Origin of the sequence: Bremerella sp. P1, assembly GCF_028748185.1 — a bacterium.
Lineage (GTDB): Bacteria > Planctomycetota > Planctomycetia > Pirellulales > Pirellulaceae > Bremerella.
The window spans coordinates 294592-318657 of the sequence record NZ_CP118164.1 but is presented as its reverse complement, the minus strand read 5'-3'; the positions used below and the strand labels follow the sequence as shown (position 1 = coordinate 318657).

Below are 24066 nucleotides of genomic sequence, written 5' to 3'. Positions count from 1 at the left end.
AATAGCCAGGGCCGATTGAGCAAGTAATTTGAGTTAAATGGGCGAAATGGAAGGTTGCCCCCCCGTTAGAATTTGCTGTGTTAATTTGGGTAATTATAATCCGACTTGGGTTTACCAAATGTCTCCCTTTTTCGCCTGTTGGCATTTGCCTTCCCTGAAATTGTGAGCCTCAGGACTTGTCTCCCGATCCGCGACAGGATGTTGCTGTCCAACCTAACTACTCGAGCCTCCAGCTTTAACGAAGATAAAAGGTTTGCCAAATGACCATTCGTCATGCGAGTAAGCTTACCCGTGCCCAACGTCGTGATCTCAACAAGAAGAACCGTCTTCTTCGTCAGACCAAACAGCGCTCTATGAAGCATGAGCCGCTGGAGAAGCGCGAATTGTTGGCTTCGGACGTGGTTCCGCAACTTGTGGGTATTCAACCCAACAGTGGTGAACTACTGCAAGAGAACGATGTTCGGGGTATTTCGCCGCGATCGCTGACGTTCAACTTTGCGGAAGTCACCGACGCTGGCGACCTGATCGATCCGACGACTCTCGCGGACGGCATCGAGATTTTCCGCGCTGGTTTGGACGGTCAACTGGGCACGGCTGACGACGTTCAGATCACCGGTCCCAACTCGAATTTCGAGGGTTTCATCGGTATTGGCGATCAGCCAAACCAGGTGGTTGTCCGATTTGGCGAGGCTCTTCCGGACGACCTCTACCGCATTCAAATCACCAGCGCGCTGCAGGACTTGGAAGGTCAGTCCGCAGAGGCCTTTACGCGCAACTTCGAGCTGAACCTGGCTCCTCAAGTGATGTCGGTTGTGCCGCAGCCCGTCACTCGAAACCAGACCACCGGCGAACTCGAAATCGCACGGGACATGATCTACGTCTACTTCAACGACGACGATCTCGACCCGACTCTGGCGACCAATCCCGACTATTACCAACTGACGTTCCAGCGGGCCGACAGCAGCAGCACGGCTACTAATAACGATTTGGGACTGGGGAACGATTCGCAGGCATTCTATCCGACGAGTGTCATCTACGACGCCGACCTCGACCTGGCAATGCTGCAGTTTGCTGATCCCATTGAAGAACTCATCAGCACGGCCGATTCCAACGCCGGCTACGCAACGGTCTTCCGTCTGCAAGTCGGCGTGCGCGGTATCGCCAGCAAGGGATCGCAGATCCTTGACCTGGTCACCGAAGCACCTGAGCAGAACTCGAGCTTCGACACAGCGACCAACCTGTCGAGCTTCATCGGTACATTGCAGAACGAATCTGGTTTCGAGGATTACGGTACCACCGCCAATCCTACGAACTTGTTTTCTGGCAACCACGAATTTCGAGTCACGCGTGGTGCCACCATTGACGTCGACGGTGACCTAGAGGCCGACGTCAATCATACTACCTTCACCATTGATGATGGACGTGGCAATCTACGGACGTTCGAGTTGACCGATGACATCTTGGACTTCACACCTGGGAACATTCCGATCGATATCAGCGGTCTGGGGTCTTCCACGAACGACTTGGCCATCGCCATTCGTGCCGCGATCAATGCCGAGGCTTCCGGAACATTCCTGGTTAGCGCCGATACGGTTGTTGGCTTTAGTCCAGATCGTTCTCAGCTTCGTGGTACCGACGGCAACCGTGTGAGCATGGTGCTGGGAAGCAAGTCGACTGGCCTGATCGTCGATCGTACCCAAGCGCTGGTGATCCGTGGTGAAATTAGCAACGTTAATCCGTACAATATCAATCTGCCCGGTGGTAATGACGAACCGGGGCATCGCGATATCGAACTGGGCGGCGAACTCCATCTTGGAGGTGGTGATGCCAACGGTTTGGGTGTCACGGTTCTCACCTACAACTTCCCAGACGAATACGGTACGGATCCGGCCAGCCCAACCGGCGAGCCGTTTCAGAACCAGATTACCGAAGAGCAGAAGAAGCGAGCCCGCGAGGTCTTCGAGATCTACGGTTTCTATGCTGGTATCGAGTTCGTCGAAGTGCCCAGCGATATTGTTGCCGCATTGGGTGTTGTTACCGGTGACCTCCGTGGCTTGAGCCCTGGCATTGATACCGGTCCGAATGGCCCAATCGGGTTGGCTGGGTCTGGCCTCGCCATCATGGAGACTGCCGACCATGATCAACCGGGAGACGATGAAGTCGGTGCCTTGTGGCAACAGACGGCCTTCCATGAAATCGGTCACTTGCTGGGCTTGGATCACACCTACGATCTGCCACCGGGCACAATCATGGGTGACGATGGCAATCTGAATTTCGGGATCGCCGCGGAATCACTCTTGCCGGGTGATTTCGACATCACCCACCTGCAGCATCTCTATCGTCCGGACGTGATCGATATCGATATGTACCGCTTCGACTTGACCGAATCAGGCAAGTTGTCGGCGGAAATCGTTGCCGAACGCCTGGCCGATTCAAGCCGACTCGATGCGACGCTGACGCTGTATCGACTCAACGGTGACGGTTCCTACACCGCGCTGGCACGTAACAACGACTACTACAGCGAAGACTCCTTCCTGGAAATCACGCTACAACCAGGAACGTACTTCATCGGTGTCTCGGCTAGTGGCAACGATGTTTACGATCCAAACATCGAAGACTCCGGGTTCGGTGGTACCTCGCAAGGCGAATACCAACTGCAAATTCGGTTCGCTCCAACTTTGAACGACTCGATTCGTGACACCGGGGCAACGGTTTCGCAGCTCAACACGATGGTTGTTCGTACGGGCGGAGCAGGCTTCAGTGATGGTCAAACGATCATCCTGCGTGACGGCCAAATCACCCGTACCTTCGAAATTGACTTCGATAGCAATCTCAACAACTCGAACAATGAGCGGGTTGCACTGACGACTGGAATGCTGCAAAGCGAAGTGGTTTCGGCGTTGGTCAGTGCGATCAACAATGCCAGCTTCAACGTGGTGGCTTCGTCGACCGGTAATCGTATCGAACTGCGAAACCTGGCCACCAACAATCCGATCACCCTGGATCCAGGTATCATTCTGGCACAGTCGATCGTCGTGACCAGCGGTGCCGCCGCAGGTGCTGCGATTGATGGCGATCTCGACGGTACCGCCGGTGGTGCGTTCAACTTCTGGTTCCGTGCCGAGCCTTCGACCTACACGGGCCTCTCGAACACCGCACCACGTACGTTATTTGTCGACGCAACCTACACCGGAACGACCCAGACCGGTTCGATCACCCAGCCGTTTTCCACCATTGGTGCCGCCATTACGGCTGCTGAAAACGCCGACCGTGGCGACGTGATTCGCGTGATCGGCCTCGGAGCCGTTGGCGACGATCAGGATACGCTGGCAGACAATATTGCCTACCTGATCGGTCGTAATCCGCTGAACAACGCTCCGCTTAAAGATGGTGTCGATATCGTGTTGCCCAAAGGGGTGACCATGATGATCGACGAAGGAGCAATTCTTAAGTTTGCCAACTCCAGTATTCAAGTTGGTAGTACTTCGGTCGTCGATGATCGCAGCTTTGCTGCACTGCAAATCCTGGGTATTCCAGAACGCTACGATCCCAATACTCAAACCGGAGGTACGGTTACTCAGGATGACGCACGCACGAATCGTCGCGTGACTTTGACTTCGTACCGTGAAACGACCTTGCTCAACGATCCGACCGCAGAGTTGGTCGGTCATGCAAGCTACACCTCGGCTGACGCTGGTCCGGGCAATTGGGGCGGTATTCTCTTCAATCAAGAAGTCGATCGCGAGCAGTCGCGAGGTACGTTTGAGGATGCTGGTATCTTCCTGAACTCGGTGATCGGTGCCGAATTCCGCTATGCGGGCGGTATCGCCGAAGTCGATGGTGCCGACGTTTCGCTGGCTCCGATCTACATGGAAGAAGCTCGGCCGACGATCAACTACAACATTATCCGTCTGAGCTCGGGTGCTGCGTTGTCGGCTGATCCGAACAGCTTCGAGGAATCAAATTACACCGTCTTCAATGGTGCTCCGGCGTCGTTTACTCCAGATGTCACCCGTGTCGGTCCTGATATCTTCGGTAACCGTGTCGTTCAGAATTCGGTCAACGGTATGTTGGTGCGGATTGTCTCGGCACCTGGTGCTCCACTGGAAGAGTTGACGGTTGCGGCTCGCTTCGATGATACCGATATCGTCTACGTGATCCAGGAAGCCTTGCACATCAACTCGACACCAGGCGGTGCCTCAACAACCGCTGAAGTCGAAGTTAAGGTTCCGCACCTTTCGGGAGTCACCGCAGGTTCGACGTTGAGCTTCGACGCGGTATCGGATGAGGGAGACACACGTACTCTGGTTATCGAGTTTGTCAATTCGACGAATCCTACGGTGGCAACCGGAGATACCGTATATCTGATCGATCTCGATGATATGAAGATGTACACCGACTTAGGTGTTGAGATTGTTCCGACAGGTGGAGTTTCTACCGGGATCTTCACGGAAGCCGCCTTGGCAGAGCAGATCGCTTTTCTGATTACGCGTTTCCGTCTAGAGCAGGCGTTTGTCGCGCCTGCATTCGGTGGTCCATTCTTCCTGGATATCGATCCCGTCGCGACCAATGGCAACATTCGCATCAGCGGTAACTACACGGCATCCTACGCGGGTGGTAACGGCGGCATTGTCGTCGATGTCATCTACGATGCCCGCTACGATTCGAGCCTGGTCGTCGATCCCAACGTTGTCGTTAAGCTCAACGCTGGTCGAATCGAAGTCGAGATGGGAGCCAGCTTCATTGCCGAAGGTACGGCTGGACGACCAGTCGTCTTCACGTCGCTGCGTGACGATCGCTATGGCTTTGGTGGTACGTTCGATACCAATAATGATGGCGACCTAACGGTGCCAGCGGCTGGCGATTGGAGCGGTATCTACTTCGCCCACGTATCGAGTGGTAGTATCGACAATGCCGTGCTGGCCTACGGCGGTGGCGAATCGAATATCGACGGCGGCCAGGCCCACTTCAACGTAGTTGAAATTCACCAGGCCAAGGTCCGTGTCACGAACTCGATCTTTGAGTACAACGAAGATGGTCAGGGCGCGGGTGTCGGCGGTTCAACTCGTAATGGCCACATGAGCAACGGCGACGCGGTTATCTTTGTCCGTGATTCGCAGCCGATCATTGTCGCCAATAACTTCCGCTTCAACGATGCCAACGTCTTGAACGTTGATACCAGCTCGTTGAGCTACGACCTGATCGTCGACTGGGGCCGTTCGACCGGTAACCTCGACCGACAACGTGGTCTGGGTGACAACCAGGGTGCACTCATTCGCCGCAACCTGCTCACCGACAACGATCTGAATGCCATGGTCGTTCGCGGTGGCACGCTGACCACGCAAAGCGTGTGGGACGATACCGACATCGTCCATGCTTTGTTCAGCACGATTTACTCGACCGACTTCCACACCTACGGTGGTATCCGCCTGGAAAGCTCGGCTACCGAAAGCTTGGTGGTGAAGTTGCAGGGTGCGAATGCCGGCTTTGTGGCGACCGGCCGCCAATTGGATATCGATGATCGTATCGGTGGTATGCTGCACGTGGTTGGCCAGCCTGGGTTCCCCGTGGTCTTCACCGACGTGCGTGACGATTCCGTCGGTGCAGGCTTCACGCAAAACGGAACGGCTCAGAACGACACCAACAACGACGGTATTGCCGGCGTTGACGCAGGTGCTGCGATTCCGCTGCCTGGTTCGTGGGAAGGCCTGACCATCGATCAGTTCGCCAATGATCGCAATGTAAAGGTGATTGTTGAAGCGGAAGCCAATAACCTGACCGGTCAGGGCGTGAACGGCTCTCCGCAGACCGCCCAGTCGCTGGGACGCTTGGCTCCTGATGAGTATGGTGGCGATGATAATCGTCGTTTGGGCTTTGAGGTCAACGGTTATCTCAGCAACAAATCAGACGTCGACGTCTACAGCTTCGTTGCCGAACCGGGTACCGAAGTATGGTTCGACCTCGATCGAACGAGCTACTACCTGGATGCGGTTGTCGAACTGGTAGACGGTAACGGTAACGTGCTGGCTGCCTCGACCAATTCCTACGATCAGTCTGGCAATAGCTTCTATGGCCAGAACTCGCTGTTGAAGGTCACCAATCCACTGCAGAAGTCGGGCTTCTACGAAGAAGACTTCTGGTCGACCAACCCGCGCGACGCCGGTATGCGAGTCGTGCTGCCAGGTCAGACGGGAACGGCTCGTACCTACCACATTCGCGTTCGTGCCAATACCGATGACTTGACTTCGGTCAACGGAAACGTGCAAGCCGGTAACACCAATGGTGTGTATCAGCTCAACGTCCGGTTGCGTGAAGTGGATGAGCTTGCTGGTTCGTCGATTCAGTTTGCCGACATTCGCTACGCCGAGAACGGTATCGCGATTTACGGTCAGCCAGGCCATTCGCCAGTGCTGGGTGAGTCGTCCGAAATCAGTGGCGCCAATGGGACGCTCGGTGGCGCTCAAGGTTTGGGGAATGTCCTCAACTCGGACCGCGCTGCGATCAGCGTTGCCGGTAATCTAGATACAGGCGGTTCCGATGTCGACTGGTATCAAGTTGGATTCGACTTCGATGCGATTCAAAGCATTGGTGGTACGAGTGCTACCAGTGAATGGGGATCGCTCGTCATCGATCTCGATTACGCCAACTCTCTTGGCAACGCGAATACGATTGTTTCGGTTTATAGCTCCACCGGTCAGTTGATCTTCATCAGCGACAGTGGTGCGGTGAACGATGATCTGATTCACCCACAGACCCCGGATGCCGATGAACTGGCTGACCTAAGTCGAGGTTCCGATAGCAATGGTGACCCGTACCTGGGCACGATCATGCTGCCAGCGGGTACGCCTGATAACCCGATTACTTACTATGTCGCCGTTAGCTCGCAGGAACGAACTTCGATTCAGATGAATCAGTTCTTCCAGTCGAACGCGACCAATACGCTGGTTCGTTTGGAACCGATCAACTCGGTGCATCGAATCGTGGAAGATCACATCAGCAGTGGCTTCTATTCTACGCCGGCTGCGCCTGATTCGACGAGCATCGTCGACAACTCCAACGCCAACCCGTACGTCCTGGGCGACTTTACGCTGTTCCTGACGCAGGCCGTCAACAACACCACAACACGCCTGTTCGCGGTTGATCCGTTTACCGGTGCTCAAGAGGCCAATATTGGTACGTTCGGCTTCGGTGTTGGCGACGTCATCATGGCGCCCAACGGTTTGCTTCATGCTTACTCTGTCGACAGGACTGGCCGTATTACCGATGCCGAATCGGGTAACTTCCTGACCATCGACACGGGCGATGCGTCGATTGTTGATCAATATGACGACGGTCTGGCGACCTATTATCAGGCCGCGGATGGCAAGTTGTATCTCGATCAGAAGACCGATCCGAACAACGTCGCTAGTGGTGTCGGTTTTGGGTATCAGTTCCTGGGCACGACCTTCCAAAATCCTCCGGGACCGAATCAGAGTGCCGCTAACTTGCAGCTTTGGGCGATCGGTAATCGTGGCAATAGCAGCAGTCCTACCGCCCCGACCTCGAATATGTTGTTCGAGATGGATGCCAGTGAATTCGATGACGGCATTCAACTCGGTACGCCGGAGAACCTGTTGACTGGAGGCGCGTTCAATGTCGGGAATGTTCTTACGAACAATCCCAGTCAGTCGAATGCGACGCCGACTGGACGGGTTGATACGTCGTTCGATGCTCAGGGTGCCAGCAACGCGATTCAAGTCGCGGGGGCAACGACTGGGGCTCCGCTGACTCCGATCGCGACATTGACCGACGGGATGAACTTTGCCGTGACTGATGTCAACGGTACGGTCGTGTACGAGTTGGATTTCGGGAACGAGTTCGTCTTTGACCTCAATCCGCTCGGTGGCCAGTTTGTCTACGATGGCCTGAGCTTTGAATTGGTCGGATCGGACACGGAAGATATCGTCTTCCAGACCGGTAAAGTCATTGACGTGTCGGGCTTTGACGTGAGTCAAATCACCGAAGGCAAGACTTTCCAGATCACCAGCACGGGTGGTCAAATCCGAACGTTCATCTTTGACGAAGTGCCGACGGGCGATGCGAGTGAGCTTCTGCCGCTGGGAACGAACCAGGTACGCGTTTCGTACAATTCCAGCTACGATGCCGCGGCCATTCAAGCCCAGATTGTCAGTGCTATCAACACTGCGGCTTTCAATGTGGCTGCCGACGGTACGATCCCCAATCGGATTACCTTGACGGGCGACTCGGCCGTGAGCGGTCTGGGCGGGGTGGGCGTTGGTAATATCACGACCTCCGGCGACTACACCAATTTCTCGAACGCATCGCAGATTGTCGTCAACGTTGAAGAAAACTTTACCGACCTTGAGGTCACCGAAGCGATTCGCGACGCGGTCGATCAGGCAAATACAGCCGGCTTCACCAACCTCCTGGTTAGCGTCAACCTGGATGCCAATGGTGAAGCAAACAGTACCCGGTTTAACTTCATTGATGACACCGGTGTGCCGGTTACGTTCAACTCGAACGTTGACATTTCGCCGCTGTTGGATGCAAACTTCAGCGCAGTGTCCGGAGCGGATAAAACGGGCGGAACCGTTGTGCCGATTGGAGCCGGTTTCTCCGACATCGACGTAGCGACCGCGATCGCTAGTGTCAGTGGCATTCAGAACGGCTCGAACGTGGTGAACGGTCTGGATACCGCCGTCGTTGCATTCAATGACACGAATGCTTCGATCAATATTACTCGCAACGACCCCAGTGCAGCCTTCAATCCACCGTTCACGGTCGGTGGCCAGGCAACCGGTGGTTTGGTTACAGGTTTGGGTTGGATTGGAAATGAACTGTACGGCGTGACCAACAACGGTGGCGTCTTCCAGTTGACCAACGGCAGTGGTGGTTTCAGCTACAATGCCAACGGTGACATCAACGCCAATTTCCTTAACTTTGGCATCAGCGAAGATGGGCTCAGCTTCTCGGGCCTGGCCGTTGGACCTTCGCGAGCTGGAGGTAATACCGGTTTCAGCGACGTCCTATTCGGTATCACCACCGGTGGTCAAATCGTTGCGTTCACACCAGATGGTGCGGGCGACTCGGCGGATGAGCAGTTCGTCTTCCACGGTGGTCAGTCGAGCATTAATACCGGAATCACAGGTATCAATGGGTTGGACTTTGGAACGCTGAACGAAAACCTCTGGAACATCAATGGTATTGGTGGCACCGAAGCAGGACACGGAATCACGGTTCCGGTCGACAACTCGCGCGACTTCTCCACGGGTGGGTCGAGCCTGTACTTCGGTAACACGGATGCCGTGTTCGGGAATAATGCACAGTACGGGAACGCGACCACTGCTAACTACGACTTCCCGGGCGATGCCCACGGTACGGTTATTACGGATTCGTTTAGCCTCTATGGCTATAACGCGGCCGATTTGCCAACGTTGTATTTCAACTACGACCTGCAAACCGATGGGGTCGAAGGCGGTGCCGCTCGAGATACTCTGCGTGTCTACATTGCCGGTGACGAAGGGGATTGGCAATTGTTGGCAACCAACAACAACTTCCGAAGTGGCATTGCCCTAGATGAATTCGAGTTGGGCCAGGCTTCCGTTTCAGAAGGCACTCGGGCCGATGGCTCTGCGGGAACCGAAGGCGTTCAGCCACTGTTCGATAACACTGGCTGGCGACAAGCTCGCGTCAACCTGGCTGCCTTTGCTGGACAAGACAACCTGCGATTGCGGTTTGACTACTCGACCGGTGGCTCGATCAACTTAGGTGGTGTCCACCAGCCAACAAATACTACTCTGCAAACCGAAGAACTTCGCGTGTTGCAAGGTTCTCAGATCGCGGACGGAGAAACGTTTACCGTTACCGACGCGATCAACGGCGGAACGACGACGTTCGAGTACAACAAGGGTCAGTCGTTCACGTTTGACAGTGGTGCTCGAATTGCTGATGCGTTCAATCCGTTGGCACCTGCCGGTAGCAATACCTTCACGCTCCAGGCAACCGCTGGTGGTGCTGCGGTAACATATGAATACGTTCTCGATGCCGCGGACGTGACGCTTGGTAACGTTCCGATCGTCTTCTCCAGCACTGACTCGGCAAGCGAGATTCGCCAATTGACGCGAGCCGCAATCCTGGGGCAGTTCATGCCTGGTGTCCAGATCTTTGCCGAGTCGGACGATACCTTCAACATTCAAGGTATCGACGACCTTAGTCCGGTAAATGCCGCCTGGGGTATGACGGTCGTTGGTAGCTCTGCCCTTACCAATGGCACCAATGTTGAAATTTTCTACAACAGTTCCACGGGTGCCAGCCAGTTGGCATCGTTGACACAGGATGAAATGAACCTGGCCATGGCACCGGATTCGGTTGCCCAGGGATATATCGTCTTTAACCGTTTCCAAGAGTTTATTTTCGGTAACGGTTACGAGTTCAATGTGAATAACAGCAGCTTGGGCTACGACGACTTCCTGATGGGTGACAGCTTCAGCGCTCGGGGCAGTGCACGAGGTCAGGACAACCAGAATCGTGGTGCCTTGATCGACGACCTTATCATTGGTTTCGCCGAGCGTGGTGAAATGGTGACGGCAGCGTCGACCAACTCCGCCTTCATCCATAACCAGCAGCTGCGTAACTTTGAAGTTCTCACCGGTGACTACCAGTTGGAAATTCGCCGTGGTACGGACTACGGAATTCCAGATCCATTCTCGCCTGGGAATCTGCTGCTGCTGGGTGGCTTCACCTTTGATACGAATGACCGTCTGAACAGTAGCTATACGGTGCTGACGGCTTCCGGTGAAGTGATTGGTAATACGGACCGCATCCGGGTCGGTGACGGGACAGACTGGGTCACGTTCGAGTTCTTCGATCTGGCCTCGATTACGGAACGTCAGGAACGCGGATCGGCAGGGACAAATTCGCGAACCGCCTACGACGCCGACAACAATATCTACAGTATCGGGTTCTACAACACGGACACCGAGGCAGATATTGCAGTCAAGTTGATGAATGCGATCAACGATCACGCTGGGCAAATCGCCCGCTCGTTGATCAGCTCGACGAATGGTGGTTTAGGTGTCTACGCTCAAGTGAATTCCCGCAGTGGCATCACGACGAGCAACCGTGTCGACCTTTCCGCGAAGACCACTTCCGACAAGGTTCGCCTGGAATACGACGTTCAATCGAATGATTCCTTCCGCGAAGCGTTCGATACCGGACTGGTTGGGGATCAGATCCTCGCAGGCCAAAGTCACTTCGTTTCCATCGACGGCGAGATCGGCGACAACGATCCTGTCGAGAAAATGGATGGCTTCGCCGATATCGATGTCTTCCAATTCACCATGGAAGTCGGACAAGAGGTGCAAATGGACTTACAGACCGACTTTGGCGACCTGGTAAGTCTGAATGGTATTCTGAAGTTGTTCCTGGATAACCTCGACGGAACCTTCACCGAGATGGTGACCTCGATTGTTAATAACGTCGGCATGGATACCTACAGCTTTACCGCTGCCACTGCCGGTACCTACTTCGTTGCGGTTTCGGGCAACACGCTTCCACTGCCATCCAACGGCAACCAGGCTTCTGCACCAGTCGGATACGATCTGACCAAGGTGCCGAAGAATGATTCTGGTCGCCAGGTTAGGACGTACGAAGGTGGTTATACCCTGGATATCACGCTGGGTGACGACCTGGGTAATATTACCTCCACAAACTCCTTGGATGTTGCAACTGGAGCGAACGCTGAATCGGCTAGTCGAACGCCTGCCCTAGACATCCTGCGTCATGACCAACTGGCAGGCTTCGAATTGGTCGGCGACTCGAATCGTCACCGTGACCAGGGACAGATCATTATTCACTCGAATATGATCTCGAACTCGGCCAACTACGGCGTGTTGATCGACGCTGGTAGCCGAACCACGGTTACCGATGCCGGTGCAGGCAATAATCGTCCGCATCAGGGTGCTCCGATCACCATTCCGGGTGCTGAGAACACGCGGCGTTTGGCCACTGGTGTGACTGTCGTGAACAATGTGATCTACGACAGTGCTCAGGGTGCTATCCTTTACAGTGGCGATCCGATCAACAATCCCGCTGGTGCCGTTCCGTTTGGACGCATCATCAACAACACGCTTTATGGAACCGGTGTCGGTGACACGGGCGTGACGATTGAAGAATCGGTCGGTCCAACGCTGCTGAATAATATTGTCGCGAACTTCTCGACCGGTATCTCGGTGGATGGAAGTTCTGTCGCCAACACGGTCATTTCTCGAACGTTGTATCAAGACAACGGAACGAACGTGACTGGTTTCGGTGGCAACGGTAACCTGGCCATTACGCTGAACACCGGCGACCCATTGTTTGTCGATGCGGCCAATAAGAACTTCTACCTGGAAGCAGGTAGCGAAGCGATCGACTCGGCCGTGACTGCTATCCAGGAACGATCTGAGATCAGCTCGTCGGTTAACCCGCTTGGAATCGACAGCACTCCGCTGTTGGCTCCAGAACGCGATATTACCGGCCAGCTTCGCGTCGATGATCCGAACGTGGTCGGCGGTTCCGGTGAACCGGGTGTTGGTGAAACGCCATTCCGCGACATCGGTGCTTACGATCGAGCTGACTTCACCGGTCCGACCGGTTACCTGATCGACCCGCAGGACAACGACGCCGCAGATCGCGACCTGGACGAAACGCCAGACGTGGTTCAATGGATTGACGGTCCGCTGACCAACATCTCGGTCCAACTGCTGGATCAAGGAGAAATCTCGGATCAGATCCAAGGTACCGGTATCGACGACTCGACCGTGACCGCTGATTCGGTGACCCTCGAGATCCTGGCTGGTGACACTCCACGTGTCCTTGTCTTGGGTGTCGATTACACCTTCGACTACGACGCCACCAATAACATCATCCGACTCATTCCGATCTCGGGTGTGTTCCAGGAAGGCGTACTGTATAAGGTCACGCTCGAAAGTGATCCAACCTCGCCATACGTTATCCGCGACATCGCTGACAACCCGATCGAATTCAACAACCAGTTTGACGACGGCACGGGGACGCTTGTCGGCGAAACTCGCTTCCTGATTCAAGTTGGCGGTCTGGTCGACTTTGGTGACGCCCCCGATAGCTACGGCACGCTGTTGGCTTCGGACGGTGCTCGTCACAACCTGATCGAGAACTTCTACCTGGGCCAAGGCGTTGATGCGGAAATCGAAGGTCAGCCTTCGGCGGATGCCAACGGTGATGGTTCGACCGACGATGGTATTTACATCCGTACGGAAGATCCGAACAACCTGGGCAGCTTCCTCGACTTCACGTTGCGTAGTGGTATCAACAACGAGATCTACGTCACCTCCAAGGCACCTACCGGAGCTACCTCGTTTGGCTTCCTGGATGCCTGGGTCGACTTCAACCAAGACGGCGACTTTGAAGACGCTGGTGAACAGATCATCGTGAGTGTGGCCTTGAGTAAGGATGCGGTTGATCCACTTGGGTCGTCGAGTGGGCTTGGCCAGTTGATTACCGTGGCCAACGTGCCAAGTACGGCCTTGCTGGGTGATACCTATGCTCGCTTCCGCTTGAGTGGTACCGGTGGTTTAACGCCTACTGGACTTGCCGAGGATGGGGAAGTCGAAGACTACTTGATCACCGTTGGTGAGGAAGGTGTGAACCCATGGCATAACAACCTCAACCCTGCCGCCATCTCGATTGGTGACAATAGCATCACCAGCTTGGACTATGTGCTGCTGCTGGAAGAATTGCGTAACCGCAATTACACCTACAGCGCGACCGAAGCGGGTATGACGCCGGGCGCCTCGGAAGGTGACTTCAAGCCTGGCTTTGAGCCAGATGTCATCGATCCGCTGACTGTTCCGGCCAAGTTGGACGTGAATAACGATCGCCGTATTACGACTGCCGACTTGCTACTGTTCCGGGATCTTCAGGCCTTCCAGTCCAGCAATCCAGAACCGATCTCGCAGTCGATGATCTCGGGCGAAGCGGTTTCGGGTAACGAGGCACCGGTTGAAGTAAGCTCGTACGAGTTTGTCGAAACCAGCCAAGCGACTGTTCCGACCGTGGCCGCCAAGACGGCACCGGTAGTAAGCGAATCGCTCGTGTCGAATACCAGCTTCGATGCTATCGCCCCGAGCTACTCAGATCTCCAGATGCGATCCGCACTTGAGTTGATGGGTTACGCTCAGACCGAGGAAGTCGAAACGAGCGTCATCGATGCTTCGTTCAGCGAAGAAGCGATCATCTTGGAATCGGCCAGCTACGACGATCAATTCGATCAGCTGATCGGTGACATGGCTGGTGATCTCAGTTCGAGCTGGGATGGCAAGCAGTTCAGCGAAGAATCGGAAGACGATACCGACTCGGACGATCTGGATGAATTGCTCTCCTTGATCAGCGATCCGGGTAGCGACAGTTAGTTGCCTGAAACCGTTAGAACTTAAACGATGAATGCCCGTGGGTTGATTCCCGCGGGCATTCTTTTTGCGCCGATGCCCTGCCCTGCTACCTTCGAGCCACCGGGTATCACGAATCTTGGCAAGACTCCGGTGATTGGCTTGTCGGCCATGGGTTACGACGGCGATCCTCCACATTGGCCTGCGGTGACGAATGCTGAAGAACGCTGCACATTCGCTCCCAGCAGATTCTGCCTCGCCGGTGCTGTGCCACTACTTCTGACTGAGTGCCAAAGCAAGCGTCGTGTCTGTCGTTATCTCAGTGGAGAAGCTGGCCGCGTACGCTCCGCGAGGAAATTGGTTGAGCGACTAAAGCAAGTCGAGAGAGTCGTCCAAGTCCGAGAGGATGGCATCGACTGCTTCATCGTCGAGAAGCTTGAATGAAGTTGAGAGATCGCACGCGTTCTCAATCGAGTCAATCACGGCAGAATCTTGCGATGGTAGAACGAGATCATGGGACTCGACAACCCATAACGGGGCTTCTCCGGTAGCGTCTGAACGGGCCTCGGGGGTCTTGTCGTTCTCGCTGGTTGTTGGCAGCGGGAGGATCGACTCGCCTTCCAAGGAGACTGCTGCCGAGCTGTTTGTCGTCAGCATAGCCGGTTTGTCTGCGGTCTCGTTGCTGACGCTGGAAGCGTTGCTTGACGGGAGATACACAAAGGGCTCGACTGATTCCGGATCGAACGCCTCCTGGGAAGCCGCCTGGAATGCGATGGCGTCCAGTATCGACAATAGATCAAGCTTGGTGAATCGGCCGTCTGCATTGACGTCAAAATAAGGATCGCCGGGAGTATGCGTCGTATTGAGCGCGTAGCCCTGCGATGATGAAACGGAAGTGACTTCTGGATTGATTATCTCGCCCAACACCAAATCAGAATCGATTTGGTTGATCTCTCCATCGTGATTCACGTCGGCTTGAATGAGCGGGTTATGCCACGAGTCATCGGCGATCGATACCGACCAGGCAATTCGGCTCATGCCGGCCTGAGGCATCAACGAAACGTTGGTTTCGGACAGCGAGCTGAAGTATGCTTCTTTGCCGTCAGGGGCCGTGGCCTTCAGGCGATAGTTTCCGTCGATATCGAACGGAAGCGTGAATGCTCCGAGCTGGCTCGTCACTGCCGTATGAGGTCGCCCAACTTGTAGGTTGTCGAGGCCGACATAGTGTAGACTTCGCTGCAGGTCCTTCGTTTTGGTCAGGTGCCCGCGGGCAATCGCGTAGGTCGCTTCGGCCGCGTCTAGTTCCACGACCATGGTTTCCGACGTGCCGCCATCCAGCGGACTGGTCGTATAGCGTCCCAGTAAGTTGTCTTGCGCGTCGTATAGCTCCAGGATTCCCACGTCGCCGTCGACTTCTGCGATGGCATCAATCGCTACGCGACTAACCGGCGAGTCAAAGGTGATCTTTAGCTGGCGCTTCTCCGACCAGACATTACTCCAGCTTCCGCTTGAGTAGTTGTAGAAGCCGCGACTACCCGTACTGGAAAGCGAACTGTTGCGGACCGAAACGTCAGCGAAGCCCTCGGCAATCTCTGAACCCTCGGCGGTTAACGTCACTCCCCCGATGGGGTCGTAAAAGATTTCGCCATGAGAGAAATCATCGGGCTCGATAATCGTCTGGGTTACTTTGGGATTGCCTGCCAAGTTAACGACTTCAACGGTCCAGCCTGCCAAGCCCTGTTCGCCGGCGTTGAAGATGCCGTCGTCGTTCTGGTCATGGGTGATGTAACCGGTGAAGCCATGGACTGCCGTCGAATCGATATGTTCTGTCGAGGCAAGCAGCGACTGCGAATGAATCAATCCGGTCTCATCAACAATCCGAACTTCGATATCGTGTTGGTTCGAGTCGGGAAGTTGAATCAGGAAATCGAACTCGCTTGTGTAGTCATCAATGCCCGGACCGCTTGTCCACTCGCCGCCATCCAAACGAAATTCAATATGGCTCAAGCGATTGATGGTGACGGAGTTCTGCAGGCCCCAGGAGTTCTGATTGGGAAGCACCCCGATCGAAGCGTCGCCACTGATCCGCATCTGGTTGGTGCTGGGATCGAACTGGCTACTTGCCGAAAACGAGATCGGCACGTCAAAGACATCGAAAATCCCGTCCCCGTCTGAATCCTTCCAGCCGATCGTCTCAAAAGACTCGATGCTGCTGGTATGGGTATCGTAGGCATTCATCAGAGGCGTGGAGTGCCCTAGCAGGCTCGTTTCGATGTCTCCCTGCGATGGGTTGCCGTCGTAGGCATTCGTATTCTGTGTGTTGTAATAGCCGCGGGTATCATCGTAGTGCCCAGAACCCGCGTATTCGTCCATCGCCCAGAATTGATGGGAAACCTCGTGGGCGATCGTGCTGGCGGGACGTTCGGATGGAACGGCAAGGAACGAGCCGCCTGCGATCGAGAAACCGCCTTGCACGCTGCCGGCAGGAAACAGGCCATCGCCCACCTCGTCATCGTGCTTGGCATTGATGACAAAGATGGTGAACGCCCAGTTTGTGTCGTTGGCTACCCGCTGGCTGTGGTTGAACAGTCGCACGTCGTTGTCGATGCGTTCGGTACGTTCAGCACCAACGTAGTCGAGGAACTCACCGACCCAGATGTCGAGGTCGGTCGCGACGTGTGTGATTGGTTCGATCCCGATGGGAATCGGGTTGTCGGCGTAGGTGTAGTCGATCTCGAAGTTCAATTCATGGACGCTCGATTGAAGTGCGAGCGTATCGACCCACCACTGCAGGCCTTCTTCAATGCGCTGCTTAACTTCATTGGTGTGCGCCGTGTCCCAGTCTTCGGTACTGGGATCGATCGTGCCGTCAGACTCGAAGAAGACGACCGTCACCGAGACGTCCCCCAGCATGAATTCACCGGTATCCAACGGTTGGGCGTTCAGGGGAACGGCAGAGAGAGCCAAGCGTGATTCGAGGTGCTCGATCCTCTGCAATCGACGCGCTGCACTACCAGCCCGTTTGTTCGCTCCGCGAAAAGCGGAGCGTCGATGAGAGGAGGATCGAAACATGGATTAATCCAGCGGATTTCGCTAGGAACAGGACAGGAGTTGCCAAAACGGCCGAGTCACAGATTTCGTTGGTTGCCCTTTAGGCCAACTACAAGGCGTTCTCGTCCTCCCAGATCGCCAGCACTTCGTCGGCATGTTCGGCAAATTCAGGATCATCCTCGTCCGATGTGAGTGGCGACTCCGATTCTTCGCTCGACATGACGATCAAATCGGTTTGATCATCAAGCGTCGAAATCACGACGTCCGTATTTTCCGCCACTGGTGAAGCGATCGCATTGTCCTGGGACTCATCATCGGATGAGTTGTCGGTCGGCAAAGTCTGGGTCAACGGCAGTGTGGTGCCAATGGACTGGCTTGAGATGCTCGCCGTATCGTCTTCTGGAATATCGGTTGTTGGCGTCGTGGTCGACGTTGTCGTTTGCGGCACTGTGCGGACATCGACCGCTTCCCCTTCCAGCACAAAGCGGCTCGCCATGAGTGGAGCACCACCCAGGTCGCCTGGGTAACCAGGCAAATAGGTTCGGGTGGTTGGAGATGCGTCCGACTCGCCAAAGTTTTGGATGAACAAGCTGAAGTCGTCCAGGTCCACGCGACCGCTGTTATTGAAGTCGAATTTGCGGATCAGCGGATCGTTGTTGACGAACTTGCCGAATTGGCCGATGAAACCTGAGAAGTCAGGAATACCAACTTTGCGATCCTCCCCGTTGGCTCCGACATCGTAAATTACCGGCCACACTTCAAAGCTGTGGCTGGCCGTCGCGGACCCGTCGATGATTGCCGATACGCTGGTGGTCGTATTGATAATCGTGGCATTGGTATCGGTCAGAGTGATCTGCGACGACGGCGTGAAGGTCAGTTCTCCACTGGTGTAGTCCACCGGAAGTTCCATGTCCGATCGCATCTGAATGCGGCCGATCAGTGCGTAGCGATCGTCGCCAAGGTTGGTCGAAAGCGTGCTGAAACCGACGCGGATGGTGCCGTTCTGTTCGTCGACATCCGTCGAGGTAATCGAGTACCTCAGGCTGGTTGGATCTTGGCTACGGCCAATGGCACGGATGAATTTGAAGTCGTCCGGATTGTAGTTCAATTCCACGAAGCCAGCCTGAATGGCGTTGCCTGCAGGGGCCTGAGCATAGATCTCGACGTAGAAGTGATTCCACTCGTCAATGGTCACCACACTGCTTGGCAGGCTATTCACCTCGCCGCCAATGGTTGTCGTTTGGGTAGTGACAAAACGCAACTCGTAGTCGGCATCGGTGGACGAGATTACTTCCAGATCGATTCCCTCGAAGTAGACCTCGCTGTCGTCGGTAAGAGGTTTCGTTGCATATTGATACAGAGCGAAATGGTCATCTTCCGTCGCCGCGGTAAATTCTGAACCCGTCAGGCGTTCCAGTTGAGGAACACCATCGACGTAAATGGGTTCCCAATCCTCTTCGAGCTCATTTGGGTCTTCGAAGATATCCGCAACGTCAAAATGGAAGTGCGGGATGAACGCTTCCGCCATGTCGTAAACGTTGGGCGTCTGGGCGATCATCCTAAAAGAGAGGATTTCAATTTCGCCGGGGACACCGATATTCAGGTTTTCCACGCCTAGTCGTTCGATGTAGCCATCGAATTCGACGTTTGGCGTAGGGGGAGTTAAGTAGACGGGGTTAATTGACGGCCCGTACATAACACCGCCCTGACCATAGGTTGGATCGAAGTCAAAGCCAGCGGAATCGAAGGTGACGTTGAAATAGGCGCTGAAGAATCCGACCGCGTCTGAGGAAATACTGCCTGGTACAGGAGTAACATCCACCTCGGGTTCGTCGCGGCGGTCATCAATGTAGGCCTTGATTAGGAACTTTTCACCTTGTTCGATCTGCGTGATCGGATTTCCATGCAGGTCCGTGGCGGCCAGACGCAGCGAAACGAGCTCCGTCGTCGCATTGAGCATTTCGCGTCCTTCGAGCTGTTCGAGGCGCGAAACATGATTCCAGTGGCGACGAATCGAATTCTTAGATGCCGAGCGGGAACGTGCTTTTTTCATGGCGATTGCGCGTTAACTTCATGTCCCAGAGAATTCCAAGACATGTAGGGTAAATAGGGTGACTTGCGACGAAGGGCTTGCCGCGAGCAGGAATGCCTAGGTATCAGCGTAATTGCGAGTCTGGCCAACGCAATCGCGTAAACTCCTGGTAGTTCTGACTTTAGGGGTTATACCGGTTGTAACCCCAGAGATCTCACGACAAGCCATTGCTTTGGACGATTTCAGGCCCCATTAGTTCCGGCAGAGAACGCAAATCCGGGAAATTTGGAATCTTTTCTTCAAGTCGCGAGGAACTTCTGCCCGGCAAGCTGCGACCAAGTGGCTAGGTAACTGGAAAATTTTGCGGATCGTGGGGGATTTGCCCCCATTTAGGGATCTGACGAGGGTAAGAAAAAGTTTGCAAAGGCAAATTTACCCAATTAGTCTGGATGACGCCGATTAAATAGCCTGAATTTCCTAAGTTGCTTATTTTGCTACTTGCCTAATCGAAAATATAGGTTGCCGTAGGTTGCCATGAAAAAGAACAAGAGCCGCCAGCACCGCGTTCCCTCCAAAGTAAACAAGCGAGCCAAACGTCAGCGAGCGATTCGCCGCATGGAACCGTTGGAGTCTCGATCTATGCTGGCGGGGGATGTGCTTTCCGCCGTCCATAACGACTACATGCCGCACGATGTCAACGCCGACGGCGTGTTCGACCAAATGGACGTCGATACGCTGCTCTCGAATTTGCAGACGAAACAGACGGTTGCCCGCAGCCTGCTGGAAGGGGAACAAACCCTTTATCTCGACGTCGACAATGACGGTCGCTTGACCAACCGCGACCTGCTTTCCGCGATGGACGCTTTGTCGCTGGAAGGGGAACTTGCCGATGACACGTTCAGTGCCGACGTGAATCTCCGCCTGATCACCACCGGTGGCAATGTCGATGAAACGCAGACCGGCCAAGCGGATTTGAATGAGAGCTTCGAGCTCCAGGTGTGGGTTAAAGATACCTCCACCACCCCATCCGGCATCGACGCGGTCTATGTCGACATCAGTTTCGATGCATCGCTCCTGACGCTAGACCCGGCTACAGGCATCGTTTTGGGGACAGGGTTTACCGAAAATACGGGCGACACCCCCAATAATGTTACGCCCTATGGTGCGTTAAACGGTGCACAGGACTTCATCGACTATGCCGAGCCGAACACACTGCGGTTCATCGGCGGTCAATCACAAGCCAGTGGGGTGACTGATGTAGCACTAGGTCGATTGGTTGCGACGCTTACATTTACGACCGTTGCCGAAGGGACTGTCGATTTCAGCGTCGTGGTCGCCGACAATCCGCAAAGTGCCGATCCAGACGACCTGGTGAGCTCGTTCAATAATACGGCTCGAAACGGTGAAGTCTTCAACGATGCAAACGTGAACGCCACCTTCTTCGAAGGTTCGTCAACAGCTGAAATCTCGCGTTGGACTGGCGGTACCGTCTCGCTCGATATCATGGCTGACCCAGTTGCTGGGGCGAACTTCGACTCCTACGAAGTCGTGGAAGACTACCTCGAGACCGAAGCTGGTGGGGATAATGATCCTCCAGTCGTGACTATCGGTGGTATTCAGTATTATGCTCTGGATGTCCTCGTAAATGACTTGGATGGTAATCTCGATCCAGTCGCAGCGCCGCGTTCTCGCTTCGAGATCATCGATGTCTCCACGCCGGCCGAAGGCACCGTAATGGTTCTAGATAATGCCCAAAGCGTGCAGGCAATCACTGATGAAGGAATCATGTCGCACCAGGTCCTGCTTTACCAGGTGCCTACCGGCGTTGGTGGCATTTCCGATATCTTTACTTACACGGTTAACGACACCGATTTGGTGAATAATCCAACCGGTGAAACCGAAGCTACCGTCTTTATCTCAATCACGGAAGTCGACCAGGAAGTCGTTATTGATCCGGATCCACTTGAAGTTGACGTGGAAGCAGGCGTTCCTACGGACCCGATTAATGTGATGGATAATGTTACACCGGGTGAGCCTTCTGACGTTCCAACCTTCATCACTTTTTGCGATGAAAATGGTGACGAACTGACCCCGTCGGACCTACAGGGTACCTTCACGGCTTTCCTGGACGAGAACGACAATCCAACCGGTGAGTTCACCTACGAATCGGATATTCCGGGCCTGGTGGAAACGATTACGTATAAGGTCAGTGACGGCGGAGATCAGATCACTACCGGCACGATTGTCTTCAAGACGCTGTTTGACAGCCTGCTTACCGGTGTCGTCTACTTCGATGTCGACAACGACGGTGTCGTTGACGAAAATGCCGATACCAACGCCAGCCCAGAGAAGCGAATTGGCGGCGTGACGATCGAACTGCTGGATGATGGCGGATCGGTTGTCGCAACCTCGGTTACTGATGCATCCGGTTTTTATAGCTTTGCCGGTTTCGACGAAGGAACTTATTCGGTCCGCATCACTGATCCGGCCTTTACCCGCAAGGGATTGACCACGACCGGTGGATTCACTCTGTCGGGTAGCACGATCGAAGATATCCAGGTTGGCGGTGGCGAACCAGGAACGTATACCGGATTGAACTTCGGTTACATCGGTCGCGATTACCAGTACATCGGTTTGGGTGATGCCATCGCCTCGAATACCGAAGACAGCATCACGCTGGCCTTCTCAAATACGGGCGGTTTGGATTCGCTGGAATGGTATGCCGTCGACATGGGTTGGGAAAACCTGGTTCAAGTTCGGTCCGATCTTTCGTACTTCGACGCTGAAACGGGGGCAAGTCAGATTGCCTTTGAGATAAGCGTCGACGGACTCGACGACCCCGTCCTTGTTGTTCAGGCTTTTTCGACCTCGACGCCTGGCTACATGGTCGTTGCCAATGGACCTGACGGCATGATCGTTCGTATTAACGGGGCCGGTGAGGAGATCATGACGAACATGACTGCCGCAATCGACGCTGCGTTCGCCGCCTTGTAATCTTCTGCCAGGCAAGAAACAATAAAAGAGCCGATCCTGATGGACCGGCTCTTTTTGTTTCTTGGACGACTTGGCTTCGGTTTAGTAGTGGTATTCCATACCGAAGGTCATGCCCAAAACCCAGAAGTCCTGTTCAATGAAGTTGAACTGAGGATCGGTTGGGTTGAGCACACTTGGGTCGATGTTCGGATTGATCAAGGTCGCTCCGGTTGCCACGTCGCTGAAGTAAACGAAGGTGGCACCCAGCTTGAAGTCGAGGTTGCAGTTGTAAGCGTAGATCATGTCGACGTTCGCTTCAGGGATGTAAGCGAATTGATCGCGGCTGTAACTACCTGAGTTCGTGCTGCGAGCGTAGATACCGTTGTTGCTGGAGAAGGCACCGTTGACGGTCGTCAAGCCAGAGATCGTTGCCTCTTGCTTCATACCACCGAGGCTGATCTTACCCATCGCACGCCAGCTGAATGGGCCGTCTTGGAATTCTGCAATCAGACCGAGCTGGCCGCCGTGGAATTCGTTGATAGCCGCGAAGCTGTCGGTGTAGGCAACCACGTCGCCGACGGCTACCGAACCACCCGTATCTTGGTTGGTGTACTGAGCACTGATCGAGAAACTGTCTTCGAGCTTAGCGTAGCTGTAACCGGTAACGAAGTCCCAGCGATTACCGTGATTGGTATGAATGTGCTTGGTAACGAAGATGTCGCCCATGTACAGCGAGTTTTCGTTGTTCAGATTGACGGTCGTGTTGTCGGCAGCATTCGTACCGGAACCAGGCAAGGCCACAACAACCGAGTCCTGCATACCGGTGTTCGTGTTATAGAACGGGAAGGCCAGCGTTGAGAACGCATCGGAAGTCGTGCTGTAGGTAGCCCCTTCTTCTTCCAGTGCCAGGATGCGACCGCCAGCACTCCAGTTTTGATAGTCGTCCAGCCACAGGCCGATGGTGATACGGCCGCCGATGCCGGCGTCGCCTGATTCGTAGCCATCGCCGAACAGGACACTCGTGGTAGGAGCACCGAGAACGCCTTCGTCAGCCGGATCGCTGGTAGTCAGGATAGCAGGGTAGTTACCGCCGTGACGCCAAACGAGCAAACTGTCGAAGCTTCCGTAAGCACGAGGCGGAAGAGCACAGCCGTCGCCGCAATCGTTGCAGGCACCGCCGGCAACGTTTTCGTATTGAACGTAATTGCCAGCTGGTTCGTACATCGAACCATCAATCGGTCCGCCATACTCCATGCCGGGCGCCGGTTGACCGTTGGCATTTGCCGCAGCCATATAAGCGTAAGGAGCTGGGCCACCCATCATTGGGCCTGGGGCAGCCATTGGTCCCATGGGACCTGGAGCACCCATCATCGCTTGTGGTGCGTACCCTGGTGGCATCCCGGCTGGTGGCATTCCGGTAGGATCATAGGGAGCAGGAGCACCGGCAGGATATGGGGATCCCATCGGAGCGTAACCCTCTTGGGCAAAGGATCGACCGCCGCCGAGTAATACGGCCGCGATCGAGAAAGCTAGGGTGGAGTAGTTAAGCTTCATGTTGTGTGCTCGCAAACTAATGCTGTCGCTCCCAAGGCCCTGCCTCGTTCC

General features: G+C 54.8%; 5 protein-coding genes. 2 read left to right on the top strand and 3 right to left on the bottom strand.

Features of this window, described 5'->3' with window-relative positions:
* The first annotated feature begins 260 nt into the window (after positions 1-260).
* Positions 261-14429 carry a GEVED domain-containing protein gene (locus PSR63_RS01235; RefSeq protein WP_274330041.1) on the top strand — a complete coding sequence of 4723 codons (14169 nt, stop codon included), beginning with the start codon at positions 261-263 and terminating at the stop codon, positions 14427-14429.
* Positions 14430-14774: 345 nt separating this feature from the next.
* On the opposite strand, the gene PSR63_RS01230 is transcribed toward PSR63_RS01235, so the two are convergent.
* Positions 14775-17477, bottom strand: a complete 2703-nt coding sequence (locus PSR63_RS01230; protein ID WP_274330039.1) for a dockerin type I domain-containing protein — start codon at positions 17475-17477, stop codon at positions 14775-14777.
* 88 nt (positions 17478-17565) lie between these two features.
* Entirely contained in the window at positions 17566-19509 is a 1944-nt protein-coding gene (locus tag PSR63_RS01225) for a hypothetical protein (protein WP_274330037.1), read from the bottom strand.
* A gap of 513 nt (positions 19510-20022) precedes the next feature.
* On the opposite strand from PSR63_RS01225, the gene PSR63_RS01220 reads away from it, so the two are divergent.
* Entirely contained in the window at positions 20023-22482 is a 2460-nt protein-coding gene (locus PSR63_RS01220) for an SdrD B-like domain-containing protein (protein ID WP_274330035.1), read from the top strand.
* Between the two features lie 81 nt (positions 22483-22563).
* Here PSR63_RS01220 and PSR63_RS01215 read toward each other — a convergent pair whose 3' ends face one another.
* Positions 22564-24015: a BBP7 family outer membrane beta-barrel protein gene (locus PSR63_RS01215; RefSeq protein ID WP_274330033.1), complete on the bottom strand. Its 1452-nt coding sequence runs from the start codon at positions 24013-24015 to the stop codon at positions 22564-22566.
* Between the last annotated feature and the right edge of the window lie 51 nt (positions 24016-24066).